Annotated in this window: 11 protein-coding genes; 9 read left to right on the top strand and 2 right to left on the bottom strand. The window is 42.3% G+C overall.

The features are described from left to right. The first annotated feature begins 194 nt into the window (after nucleotides 1-194). From CA600_RS00345 to CA600_RS00325, 5 genes are all read left to right on the top strand, one after another. The gene (locus CA600_RS00345; RefSeq protein ID WP_094868372.1) at nucleotides 195-443 is read left to right on the top strand and encodes a type B 50S ribosomal protein L31; all 249 of its coding nucleotides are present in this window, start codon (nucleotides 195-197) and stop codon (nucleotides 441-443) included. A 132-nt stretch (nucleotides 444-575) separates the two neighbouring features. Continuing rightward, a complete protein-coding gene (locus CA600_RS00340) occupies nucleotides 576-1,097 on the top strand; it encodes a YcxB family protein (protein ID WP_094868371.1) in 522 nt (173 codons plus the stop codon). A 92-nt stretch (nucleotides 1,098-1,189) separates the two neighbouring features. After that, nucleotides 1,190-2,764: a sensor domain-containing diguanylate cyclase gene (locus CA600_RS00335; protein WP_094868370.1), complete on the top strand. Its 1,575-nt coding sequence runs from the start codon at nucleotides 1,190-1,192 to the stop codon at nucleotides 2,762-2,764. Between the two features lie 18 nt (nucleotides 2,765-2,782). Then, nucleotides 2,783-3,490 (top strand): DNA alkylation repair protein, encoded by a 708-nt coding sequence (locus CA600_RS00330; protein ID WP_094868493.1) that lies wholly within the window; start codon nucleotides 2,783-2,785, stop codon nucleotides 3,488-3,490. Between the two features lie 245 nt (nucleotides 3,491-3,735). Next, nucleotides 3,736-6,456 (top strand): CHASE3 domain-containing protein, encoded by a 2,721-nt coding sequence (locus CA600_RS00325; protein WP_179281468.1) that lies wholly within the window; start codon nucleotides 3,736-3,738, stop codon nucleotides 6,454-6,456. Between the two features lie 100 nt (nucleotides 6,457-6,556). Here the strand turns inward: CA600_RS00325 and CA600_RS00320 are convergent, their stop codons facing one another. Then, nucleotides 6,557-7,597: a stalk domain-containing protein gene (locus tag CA600_RS00320; RefSeq protein WP_094868368.1), complete on the bottom strand. Its 1,041-nt coding sequence runs from the start codon at nucleotides 7,595-7,597 to the stop codon at nucleotides 6,557-6,559. Nucleotides 7,598-7,789: 192 nt separating this feature from the next. On the opposite strand from CA600_RS00320, the gene CA600_RS00315 reads away from it, so the two are divergent. Next, entirely contained in the window at nucleotides 7,790-10,357 is a 2,568-nt protein-coding gene (locus CA600_RS00315; protein ID WP_094868367.1) for a DUF2339 domain-containing protein, read from the top strand. Nucleotides 10,358-10,459: 102 nt separating this feature from the next. Here the strand turns inward: CA600_RS00315 and gdhA are convergent, their stop codons facing one another. Further along, nucleotides 10,460-11,845 carry an NADP-specific glutamate dehydrogenase gene (gene gdhA, locus CA600_RS00310; protein WP_094868366.1) on the bottom strand — a complete coding sequence of 462 codons (1,386 nt, stop codon included), beginning with the start codon at nucleotides 11,843-11,845 and terminating at the stop codon, nucleotides 10,460-10,462. A gap of 239 nt (nucleotides 11,846-12,084) precedes the next feature. Here gdhA and CA600_RS00305 point away from each other — a divergent pair, with 239 nt between their 5' ends. The 3 genes from CA600_RS00305 to CA600_RS00295 all read left to right on the top strand — a co-directional run bounded on the left by CA600_RS00305 (nucleotide 12,085) and on the right by CA600_RS00295 (nucleotide 13,170). Then, a complete protein-coding gene (locus tag CA600_RS00305; RefSeq protein WP_094868365.1) occupies nucleotides 12,085-12,363 on the top strand; it encodes a hypothetical protein in 279 nt (92 codons plus the stop codon). A 258-nt stretch (nucleotides 12,364-12,621) separates the two neighbouring features. After that, nucleotides 12,622-12,822: a cold-shock protein gene (locus CA600_RS00300; RefSeq protein WP_019914790.1), complete on the top strand. Its 201-nt coding sequence runs from the start codon at nucleotides 12,622-12,624 to the stop codon at nucleotides 12,820-12,822. A 117-nt stretch (nucleotides 12,823-12,939) separates the two neighbouring features. Continuing rightward, complete coding sequence (locus CA600_RS00295) at nucleotides 12,940-13,170, top strand: cold-shock protein (RefSeq protein ID WP_042131520.1); 231 nt, start codon at nucleotides 12,940-12,942, stop codon at nucleotides 13,168-13,170. The last annotated feature ends 13 nt before the right edge of the window (nucleotides 13,171-13,183 follow it).

Raw genomic sequence — 13,183 nt, 5'->3', positions numbered from 1 at the left:
AAGGGAATATAAGGAATATCGGATATTAGTTGACTTTACATGTCGATTTCACGTATGATGGAGTGGTGGTCTAAATCGTAAGATTTACGAATTTTCCTACGTTTATTAGGTTATACTTATAGATAAACCTACAGATCATTTGGTTAATTTACCATAAAGGCTCCACTAATTTGTTCAGAAGGAGGACGATCAGAATGAGAGAAGGCATACATCCAAAGTTCAACAAGGTTATTTTCATGGATGCAAGCGTAGGCTTCAAATTCTTGAGTGCATCTACAAAATCATCCAATGAAACAATGGAATGGGAAGATGGTAACACTTATCCTGTTATCCGCGTGGACGCAAGTTCCGCATCCCACCCATTTTACACTGGTAAACAAAGAGATACAGAACAAGGCGGCCGTGTTGACAAGTTCAAACAACGTCTTGCACAAAAGAAATAAGCATTCATACGGTTTAAAAAGGGACAACCCATTTAGAAGCGATCGCTTCAGGGATGTCCCTTTTTTGTGTTCAGGCATGTTAGAATGAAATGGCATTGATAAATTTCGATAGTGGCAGGGGAGCGATCAGTAGTGGAAAATGAAATAAAAGTAGATACCGTCCTGAAGAGCGAGGACGTTCTGGAGTTTAACCTATGGTTTAGCTTAAATAGCCGAATTATACTTAACTCTTTCAGTGTGGTTGCTTATTTTGTGATTTTACTGTTAATTACTAAGGATTACAGTACTACAAGTATTTCAATCCTTGCTGGGACTGCTGTGATTCTTGCCGCTGTTTTATGGTATATGACCAAATCAAGCTTGACCAAAAAATCTAAAAAAGCCTTCGCTACAGACAGCCTGGCTCAGCAGCCTCAGAGTTATTCCATATCAGATGAGGGCATAAAATACGTATCCGAGGCAGGTTCCGGGCAAGTGAAATGGGAAGAGATACATAAAATAGGTGAAACAATGAACTTGTTCGTTTTTTTTGTGTCTTCCAATAGAGCACTGATTATCCCTAAACGTTACTTTCAGTCGGTACAAGATAAAACAGCCTTTAAGGACTTGGCCAGAAAATATATGTTCTCCCATCGAGTGAAGTTCAAATCGTAAGGTGTACAGATGTACTGGTATTTGTTGATTCATTTGTAGGATTGATTAGGATATAATGATAGGAGCGACTTGAAAAATAGGAGAAATATGGCATGCCGTGGATTCAAGGATATCCGTATTACTTATTAATGGGTAGTGTTCTAAGCTTTTACATGGGCATCAGCTCCTATCGACATCGAAAGTCGGCAGGAAGACGCTATTTATGGATCTTAATGCTGCTGGTCAGCCTCATATTTATTGCAACAGCGGGAGAGATTTTGTCATCCTCTTTTCAGGCTAAGCTGTGGTGGAAGAATATGCAGCAGGCTCCGCTTTTTTTAAGTGCGTTATTTACTTATGCTGTCGTTAAAGAATATGTGACTCCTTCCGCGGAGCGTCTGCCAGTAAAGCTTGCTATTTTCTCGATTCCAATTGCTTTGGACGTACTGCTTATTTTTACGGATACTTATCATCATCTAATGCGTAGTGAAGTGGGCATGGCCACTGTTGCGGGTGTTAGTGGAATTACTGTAAAGCCTACGCTTCTTAGCATGGCTTTTATTGCTTATGATCAGCTATTTGGTCTATATGCGGTCTGCTTGCTAGCTGTTTCCTTAATGAATAGACCGAGAGCTTTTTTACGACGTGCTTTCTTACTGTTTGCTGGGCTGCTTGTTCCGGTCATCTCTGTTTTTTTACTTCCCTTGTTGAAGATCACGCTTACAGGCTTTACGGCCTTCACTTATCTACCCGCAATTATAGCGGCTTATTTGTGTTTATTCATTGACTCCAAATCTACGATCTATCCTTTAACTAAAATCAAAATCCTGGAGCATATGAAAGACGGCGTAGTTTTGACAGACCGGAATGATAGAATCATTGGTATAAATGAGGCTGCAACCTCCATTTTATTTGAGATTACCGGGATACCGAATGAGACCTGGATGGGGAAAAATATTGATCTTTTTATGAGGCATCACAAGGACATTGGTGCTCATTATAGTCAAAGGACAGAAGGACAGTTTGAGATTATATGTACTGGAATAAGAGAGGTTTGTTATGGGGTTTCCTTGATAGCGACTGAACTTCACGCAACAGAGAACAAGGGGATGCTAATTGTTTTTAGTGATCATAGTGAAAAGAAGCGGTATGAACGTGAATTGGTCTATCAAGCAACGATAGATGATTTGACTGGACTTTATAATCGCAGGCATTTTATGCAAATGGTGCAAAACCAAACGATTCCGGACGGACTAGGACTGGCACTGTTGTTATTTGATATCGATGACTTTAAGTTAATTAATGATACCTATGGTCATTTAGCAGGAGATCAGGCATTAGTTGATTTCTCGAATAAAATACTTCAGGTGTACCAAAACAAGGGCATTGCCGGAAGAGTCGGGGGCGAGGAGTTTGCTGTATGCTTTTTTGCTGAGGATAAACGTGCAGCCTTGATGGAAGCAGAGGGTTTTCGCACTACGATGAGTGATTATAAAATAATTTTGAATGAACACGATAGCATTCAGCTTACCGCTAGCATCGGAATTTCTTTTACAATGCGTAGAGAGGTGACTTTCGAGGATTTGTATCGGGAAGCGGATGAAGCGTTATATCGTTCCAAGAAATCGGGCAAGAATAGAGTAACGCTGGGTCGTGAGCCCATTTTAAGAGAAGCGGTGAAGGGATAAAGAGGTGTTCTAATGAATCTGACAATTGATGAAGTGATGAGTAAGCTTGAAGAGATGGGTACAGAGCAGACGAAACGCACCTTCGTACGACATGGTGCTGAGGAGCCTTTATTCGGAGTGAAGGTAGGCGATCTGAAGAAGCTGGTTAAGATCGTGAAGAAAGACCAGAGTCTGGTTAAGGCTTTGTACCAGACGGGGAATTATGATGCAATGTATCTGGCAGGAATTACGGTTGATCCTAAGCATCTTACGAAGGAAGAGCTTCAGAACTGGGTGTCAGCGGCTTACTGTTATGCTTTGGCGGAATATACGGTAGCGTCTGTCGCTGCAGAGAGCCCTTACGCTCTAGAACTTGCAAGAGAATGGATTTCTTCATCAGATGAAATGGTGGCCGCCTGTGGCTGGAGTACTTATGGGAATTACATTTCAGTTACGCCGGATGATCTGCTAGATATCGCTGAGATTAGAGAGCTGCTACAACAAATACAATCTACCATTCATCAGGAACAGAATCGAGTTCGTTACACTATGAATATGTTTGTAATTATTTCCGGCAGCAGCGTAACCGAACTGCATGATGAGGCAACGCAGATTGCTGCAAGCATTGGAAAGGTCCAGGTACAAATGGGACAAACCGCATGTAAAGTACCGCTGGCTGTAGATTATATTGCTAAGGTTGAACAGGCTGGAAAGCTTGGTGTGAAGAAGAAGACTTGTATTTGTTAATTTAGCTAGTGTAGTATCGCCTTCAAGTAGTCACTCCATTTCCCCTCATATTCTATTGAGGAGCGAGTGAACTTGGAGGCTTTTTATGGCAAATAAAAAGTGTTTCAATGGTATCCAAAAGTGTTTAATTTACAAGCAGTAAAAATTCACATAGATGTCTCGATAGGGTATTGGAGCAGGAGAAAGAGCTATTAATACAAGGATTTAGGCAAAGAGCTAGTTAGATGACAGGACGGAGGCACTTTGTGAAAAAACACCGATTTACTTTGCAGTATAAAATACTATCCGTTACAGTGTTGATTGTGATCTGTCTATTAGGATTTGTTATGATCATGCATGATAGAATTAATACGCTACAGCGGGAAACCAGCTTTATTTCCCATCAGGACCGAGAGATAGCTAGTTTGGCTAACAAGATCGAGAAGAACATTCTTGATATGGAAACAGGACAACGAGGTTATATTATCACCGGCGATGACAAATATCTGGAGCCCTATAATTTAGGAAAAGCACAATGGAAGGCGAGCTATGATAAGCTCTCTTTGCTGAATGCTAATGATTCCTTGCAACTCCAGCGTCTGGTGGACATCGAAAATAGTATCCAGCATTGGATCAAGCAATCCGGGGATTATGTAATAGAATTGAAAAAAGAGGGACAGGAAGCGGAAATCTTACGATATTTCAATTCGGATGATGGCAAGGATCAAATGGACCAGATTCGTAGTCAGTTCAGTACTTACCGTGAGACGATGAATGAGAACACTAATACTCTGATAGCTGAACAGGCAGATCGAAACAAATTGCTGCTAGAGTTCCTTTATATTGCTTGGGCGATTATTGCTATTACCTCAGTGGTCGCTTCGTGGATCATTTCACGTGCTATCGTTAGTACGATTCGCAAGGTTACCCATACGATTGCTGGCTTAGATTCCTCTGTTGATATGAAGACAAGAGTGGAGATTACCACGAATGATGAAATCAGGGATCTCAGCGTCGCTACGAATCATCTGATAGATATGCAACAAGAGCGGATATGGATTAAGGATCATGCTAACGATTTATTGTCAAGGTATCAGGGCATCACACTTGTCTCACAACTGGGGGACATTTTTTTAAGTAAAACGGCAGAAGTTATTGATTATCCATACAGTGCCTTATATATACGGACACAAGAACATGATCAAGACTTGTTAAATAGAACCTCCACGTTTGGTGGAAGCAGCAACATTACAGATCATCGGACATTTCAAATCGGAGAAGGTTTGGTTGGTCAATGCGCTAAAGAGGCGCGCTTGATGCATATACAGGATCTTCCGGAGAATTATATCAATATTCAGTCTGGGCTGGGCGTTTCTGCGCCGAAATCTCTTTTATTATTTCCGGTTTCTTTTTCAGATGAAGTAGTTGCTGTGGTGGAAATTGCGACCTTCTCTCCTCTTACGGAGCGGCAGATTGAATTTTTGGATTCTATTTCAGATGCATTCGGCGCTGCAATCAACAGTACGATCAGCAGTATGAGGATTGATCAGCTTCTGGAACAATCCCAGCGCTTAAATGAAGAACTTCAGGTGTATACCGAAGAATTACAAACCCAATCTGAGGAGCTGCAAATCCAGACAGAGTCGCTACATGCAACGAATAGAAAGTTGGAGGAGAAGAACCTCTTAGCCGAGCGAAAGTCATTTGAGGCTGAACAAGCTCAAATCGAGCTTGCTCAATCTGCGGAGTTATTGCGGCAAAGCTCTCAATATAAATCGGAGTTCTTGGCCAATATGTCTCATGAACTCCGAACCCCGCTTAACGGCATATTGTTACTCTCCGAATTTCTCATAGAGAATCAGTCGGGAGCTTTAAGCGAGGAGGATATTGAATTTTCACAAGCTATACATTCTTCTGGACAAGATCTGCTGAGGCTGATTAACGATATTTTGGATTTGTCCAAGGTTGAGGCAGGGAAGCTGAATATTGAAATTGAAGCAATAAATCTAACGGAGATCCCGGAGGCAATGCTTCAGAGCTTCAACCAGCTTTCTCGAAAAAAAGAGATTCCTTTCCATATACAAATCGGGGAGGGCTTGCCTACACTATTTTATTCGGATGCTCAAAGGGTACGGCAAATTATTATAAATCTGCTGTCCAATGCGTTTAAGTTTACAGCTAAAGGCTCAGTAATTCTTGAAATACGCTTAGCGACTAAAGACGAGTTAGTGAAATTAGGCAATTTGGAAACAGGGTTATTTATTGCTTTCGCCATCAAAGATACTGGAATTGGGATCCCCTATGCGAAGCAGTCCATTATTTTCGAAGCTTTTCAACAGGCGGATGGAAATACAGAACGTCAATATGGTGGAACTGGGCTTGGGTTATCCATATCCAGAGAACTGGCAATACTGCTCGGCGGTAGAATTACAGTGGAGAGTCAGGTAGGAATGGGTAGTGTCTTTACGGTGTATTTGCCATTAAAGCTTCAGGATCCTAGTCTTGAAGAAACCACTGAGAAAGTTGTAGATCTTAGTCATGAGGAAGAAGGTTCGGTTGCTCTTGCCGCTGCAACCAGTGAGAATATTAGTAGCGATTTCACCTCGCTAAATCATAAGCATGTTCTAATTGTGGATGATGATGAGCGGAATCTGTTCGCGCTGTCTAACATGTTAAGGAAGCGTGGACTGCAAGTGACTACAGCTGCGGATGGAGAGAGAGGCATACATGCGCTGGAGCAATCTGCATCCATAGACATCGTTCTTATGGATATCATGATGCCGGTAATGAACGGCTATGAGGCTATCAATCGAATCAGAGAAATACCAACAAAGAAGGTAATTCCAATTATTGCGCTGACTGCGAAAGCGCTGAAGGAAGATAAGGCGAAAATCTTACAAGCGGGAGCAACAGATTATCTCAGCAAGCCCATTAACTTAGAACGTTTATTAGCTTTGATGCAATTGCTCTTAACTAGTGATTCATAGAGTGATAGATTCTAGAAAAATCAAACAAGCGCGCGCCAATACTTCATTGGCGCGCGCTTGTTTAGTTTATGACAAATGTCCATTAATAACGTTATTCTTCTTATTGTTGAACGGAATCTACTACGACTTTAGCAGCTGTACCGATTGGTGGCAGGCTCTTAGTCAGCATAGGGCTGTAGAATCCTATAACCTTTGCACCTTTTACAAGTTCGCTGCTGTTTACAGCTTTGCCATCGGTATTGATTAGCGCGGTATCTTTGCTAATGCGAAGTACTACTTCTTGTTGTGACTGTTCGTTCAGGCCACTGCCTTTAACGGTGATGCTGATGTTTCCTTCATCGTCTTTTTGAACTTCTTCAATGGTACCAGCAGTACCCAAAAGATCATTCTGTTTCTGCTCATCTAAAACAGTGATCTTGTAAGTTGGAGTTTGAGGTGGCAGGCTCATGGTCATGATCATGGAATGCTCTGCTTTTACGGTCATACCGATATGAAGATCTTTCAGCGCAAGCTTTGTACCGTCTGCCATTTCGATAGTCGTATCCTCACCTACATTCAGTACGATGCCATCTGTGCCTACACCCTGGATCTGAACGGATTGGTATTTGCCCTCATTATTGACAGCTGTAATCACGCCAGTCTTGGTCATATGCTCTTCCTGATTAGCAGCAGTGATCACGATGGAATCTCCCTTCACTGTCATGTTATGGTGGATAATTTCACTTACAAAGGAAGCTGGAACATATAAAATGGAGTCAACCAATTGTGGTGCAGTTCCAAGCGTAGTATTCATTTTATTAATGCTATAGCGATCTTCTCCGGCTTTCACTGTAGTGAACACAGCACCATTGATAAGATCAACGGATTTAGTTTGTCCATTCCAAGTTAGTTCAAAGCCCAGTGCTTCAGTAACCGAACGAAGTGGCACCATAGGCTCTTTGCCATTTGTAGTTTGGAAGCCTGTTTCTTTCAGGGCGGAACCGTTGATTTCAATCGCAAATGTTTTTGGGTTAGCGCTAACCGTAGTTTGAGCAGCATTATTTTTTGCGGAAGTTGTGGTAGGTGCAGCATAGGCTGCTCCAGTTGAAAGTGCTAGGGACAAAGTTAAAAGAACTGTGCTTGTTTTTAAAATGTTGTTCATAGTTGTAAGCTCCTTTTTTAAAAAACTTTTGTTAGTCTTGTTATTATTCAGACGGGACATCCCTCCAATATGTTGCAGCTTTTTATAATTGGCTCGTGATATTCATTTACCCAAATCCTAAAAAAAGAATAAGAGACCCTTCCAATTGTAGTAATATGTAATTATTAACAATCGCTCACATTAGGAGGCGCTATGGAGTCATTCAAAGATCGACTTAGATTCATGAAGGTCCAGCAGGACGGGCTTATTAAGGAATATGAAGCTCTGATTGCGGAATATGAAAGTCACGATCTGGTCAACGAGAATGAACACTTGAAGAAGGAATATGAGAAACATAAGCTTGCTCTAGTAGATTTAAAGACTCAGGTAGGGAAGCTTCAAGAAGAGAATGTAGAGCTAAAAGTTACACTAACGGAACAAATCTTAAATGAGAAACTTGGTATTCTTAGCTTGTCGAGACAGAAGCTGCAGACTTATTTTTCCTCTAAAAGCCTTACCCATACGGACCGGCTGACGGCTTTTGAGATGGAGACGAAGCGTCATATTCAGCAGCTGTATCAAACAGCCGCGAGGCAGCTGGGTGAGGATAAAGCGGATTTATCCAGCCAGATTGGAGCGTTGTCGGTGGAGTTAAATGAGCGTGTACTAGCGCAGCGACAAAGACTGAGGGAATCCGAGATTGCTCTGAACTCCAGAATGGATAACGGATTACATGATTTTGCCTCAGAAGAGATCAGTGAAGAAGTATTGGAACGCCGAAGAAAACAAAATCAGATCGAAATGAAAATTGGACTAGGTTGGATTAACAAGCTTGGGATCCTGCTACTGATCTTGGCCGTGGGAGCGGCATTCAGATACTCCTATTCCAATTGGTTCACCGGGTATATGAAAGGGGGAGCCTTTTTCCTACTGGGTTTACTGATGTTAGGGGGCGGGGAGTGGCTATATCGCAAAGGAAAAGGGACGTTCGCTTTAGGGCTGCTTGGCGGCGGAATTTCAGTGCTGTACGGCTCTATTTTCTATAGCTATTTTTTACTGGATATTATCAGTATTTATGTAGGGCTTTCCTTATCGGTGCTCGTCACTTTGACTGCGGTGCTCCTGTCTTTAAGGTATGAATCACGAAGTATTTGTGCTTTGGGCTTAATCGGAGGGTACCTGCCACTATATTCTTATCTGGGGGCTTTCGGTCTTTCGGGCAATGCAGTTTATGTGGCAATGGGCTACTTGTTTCTTCTGAATTTATTCATTCTACTAATCTCCTTCCGCAAACGCTGGAACGTGGTTAATTACATCAGCTACTTATTTAATACACCCTCTATGCTGATATTAATAGCGTTATCGGATAGCAACGGCATGAATATGATTTATGCGGTGCTGACATTTGCGATGTATTTGGGTATTACGTTATGGTACCCGTTCAAGTATCGCTCCAAGTTGTCTTGGTGGGATTTCTCTCTACTGGGATGCAATACGTTTATTAGCTGTCTTACCTTGTATCTTCTATTTCTCGATGCAGGGCTCAAGGCTTACAATGGTGCGCTGGCGCTGCTATTCTGTCTGCTGTATCTGGGTCTTGGAAGAGGAATTGAGAAGCTTATGCCACAGGAAAAAGAAAGCATGCTGCTGTTCTACGCTACTTCGCTGACCTTCGGTATTCTGATGATTCCGTTCCAATTCGGAGCAGCTTGGTGGTCCATAGGCTGGTTGATCGAAGGTGTCGTTCTTACCCTGTTTGGTAATCTAAATCGGTTTAAGGGGATGGAAAGAGCGGGCTGGGCGATTTTGACATTGTGCCTTGTGATGTTCTTCGGTTTAAATGTACCGATACAGCTCAGTATAGCCAATGAATGGCTGAATACCACAGACGCCTATTTTCCGCTAAAATATGTCTTCATTACTGCAGGCATGCTGATTATCGCTGTATGGTACGCCGTTAAGCATAATCGAAAGGATGTCCTACAGCGCAGTGAGCCTTACGAAATCACCTTAGCCCTGTGGTTTAAATACGCAGCATTATTGAATTTTTGGATCTATGGTTTATATGAATCGAGAAGACTGTATCGTCTCGCTGTACCGGAGGATTTCTCGCATAGAACCTTCTATAATTTGCTGCTGTCCGCTCTGTTAACTATTATTCTGGCCTATGTATTGCCAAAGGTGAAGGTGCTTTATGACACGATTGTTAAGTATTTTGTGAGACTTCTCTTTGGGATCGGATATGCTATTTGTTTGGTGATTACAGTAGGCTTGCCAAGCCTGCAGAATGATCTTTCACGTAATACCGGGGCTGATTATATCGCACTGGGTATACTCATTATCTTCAATATTTTCGTGTGGTTTAGCGGACGTGATCTGCTGATCACCTTGCTTAAACGTGAGTATAAAAGTATGGAAATTTATCCTGTCTTCATGGGGGTATATCTGCTCGGAATCATCACCGCTTTTCTGGGGGTACAGCTGCAATTAAACGATGCGGGATTAATATTTAGTCTTGTGTATCTGTTGATAGCAGTTCTGTTCATCATGTACGGCTTCCGCAAAAGATATGTGTATATCCGGCGCTTCGGCCTTGGATTAACGCTTCTGGCGACAGGTAAGCTGCTGCTATACGATCTGGGACTACTGAATACCGGAAGTAAGATTATCGCCTATGCCAGCTTTGGGATTTGCCTGCTCGGGATCTCCTATCTCTATCAAAAGGTATCAAACAAAATGGAGGAGGGGCAGGCAGCGACGGAGAATGTGACTAAGGGGTAGAGGTTAGAACTCATAGTTGAATTAAAAAGTCCCCGTCCCCGGCTGCTTACTCTCCGGTTACGGGGACTTCGTATGATCACAACGCCGTTTGTTTATACTTGATTAGATTACGCCTTCAGCCAACATAGCATCGGCTACTTTTTTGAATCCAGCGATGTTTGCTCCTGCAACGAGGTTGCCGGACTGTCCATACTGCTCGGATGCATCTACAGACTGTTGATAAATGGAAACCATGATCTCATGCAGCTTCGTATCAACATCTTCAAAGCTCCAGGACATACGCATGCTGTTTTGTGCCATTTCAAGTGCAGATACAGCTACACCGCCAGCATTAGCTGCTTTGGCAGGTGCGAATAGCACGCCAGCTTGTTGGAACTGGTGAATAGCTTCAAGGGTGGATGGCATGTTGGCGCCTTCGCCCACTGCTTTAACACCATTTTCAATCAGTTTCAATGCCATGGCTTCATCAATCTCATTCTGAGTAGCACTCGGAAGGGCGATATCACAAGGAATAGTCCAAATTTGCGTGGAATCTTCGGTATACACAGCGTTAGGGTGTTCATTCACATATTCACTAATCCGTTTTCTTTCGACTTCTTTCAGGCGGCGGACAGTTTCGAGGTTAATGCCGTTTTCGTCATAGATATATCCAGCCGAGTCACTACAAGCTACGACTGTTGCACCTAGCTGTACAGCTTTTTCAATCGCATAGATCGCTACGTTACCAGAACCGGAAACAACAACGCGACTTCCTTCAAAGGAAAGGCCTTTTGCTTTTAGCATCTCGTTTACGAAATAAACTGTACCGTAACCAGTAGCTTCTGTCCGAGCCTGACTTCCGCCGTAACCAATACCTTTACCAGTCAATACGCCAGCCGGATATCCTCCGCGGATCCGCTTGTATTGTCCGTACATGTAGCCAATCTCACGACCACCTACACCGATATCTCCTGCAGGAACGTCTTGGTCAGGACCGATGTAATTTTGCAATTCAGTCATGAAGCTTTGTGCAAAACGCATGATTTCGCCTTCGGATTTTCCTTTAGGATCAAAGTCGGATCCACCTTTACCTCCGCCGATGTGTTGGCCGGTAAGAGCGTTTTTGAAGATTTGCTCGAAGCCGAGGAATTTGATAATACTAGCATTAACGGATGGGTGAAAACGAAGTCCACCTTTGTAAGGTCCAATGGCACTGCTGAACTGTACACGATATCCACGGTTAACTCTGACCTTGCCTTGATCATCTGTCCAAGGAACACGGAACATAATCAAACGTTCTGGTTCAACCAATCTTTCCAGAATGGCATTTTCCTGATACTTAGGTTCAGCAGCCAGGATTGGAAGCAAAGATTCAAGGATTTCCTTTACAGCCTGATGGAATTCGGGCTCGAAAGGATTACGCGCAACAACCTGTGCGTATACGTCTTCAATATAACGATGTGCCTTGTTGCTGTTTGTGTCTAATTGCTGGGTAGATACAGAGCTCATGAATTCAACCGCCTTTTCTAGTATTCAATTTGGTCCAACACTTTTTTTATATTTTGGCACAAGTCAATGTTCCTCACAACTGTTTTTATTAAATAACTTACTTGAAGTGGAATGTTGTAGAGCCTGTGGTAGCAAGAAAAGTGTGAACAAACCGTGGTATACTTCGCGTAATGACGCGTTAAAGCGCGAAATATGCTACAATGGATGTGTAATCATTGTAGGGAGATGAAATTTAAAAAATGAGTGACAAATTAAACGAGCAGGAATTAGTAACCGTATTATCTGCCAAAACCAAATTAGATCCTAAACTAATTCGTTTAGTGTTGAAGCATGAACAGACCTTTATCAATAACGCCAAGGCCAATGCCAAAGGCGAGGTAGACATCGACAATGATGATCTAGTTGACTATGTTGTTGCCCAGCGTGATGTGAAGCTGGATGAAATCACAGTGGAGACGATTCTTGATGCGGAGATGGATTATTTAATGGATAAAGGGTTGGCAGGATACATCGATTAACCCTTGCACATTTCCGGCTCTAAAGCCTTTAATATAAGAGGATATAGAGCCGGAATTAAAAAAGTAGGCATTTACATTGCATTCAATGATTTAGTGTGGTACAATGAAGTTAATCATAAATTTAACCCTTAATTCACATATTGTAAAAGGTTATCATTTGTGCGTATGAGTCCTTTTCCAATGTGTGAATTTTTATTTGTTCGTACACTACGTAGGAATAAAAGGACATGTGTTAAATAAAATATTGGAGGTAATATCATGCAAACAGGTACAGTTAAATGGTTTAATGCAGACAAAGGATTTGGTTTTATCGAGGTTGAAGGTGGAAGCGACGTATTCGTACACTTCTCCGCAATCACAGGCGACGGATTTAAATCTTTGGACGAAGGCCAACGCGTTGAGTTCAACGTAACTCAAGGCGCTCGTGGACCACAAGCCGAAAACGTTGTAAAACTGTAATTCGAAAATTAGGCTGCCCTTAACTCAAGTTGAGGGCAGCTTTTTTATTTTCATCTTATGAATCTGCCCCTAATAGGGTGGCGAAATCGTCTCGATTCGATCCAAGGAGGGGTACTTATGTATTTTCGTAAAAAAGCACTGGAGGATCTTCCGCAGGAAGACACAGCCATTTGGTCTTGTACCAAGGAAGGTTGCACCGGTTGGATGCGCGATAATTTTGCATTTCAGTATGTACCTACCTGCTGGCAATGTAACTCTCCCATGACGAGAAGTATGAAGATACTGCCAATGCTTGTGAACACGAATTCAGATATGAAGGCTATGAAGAAAGGCATCACGATTAAGTAACAGCCTTTACTAA

The organism is Paenibacillus sp. VTT E-133280 (assembly GCF_002264385.1).
GTDB lineage: Bacteria > Bacillota > Bacilli > Paenibacillales > Paenibacillaceae > Paenibacillus_AQ > Paenibacillus_AQ nitricinens.
Note: the sequence above shows the minus strand (reverse complement) of the source record. Positions and strands in the feature narration are given on the sequence as shown.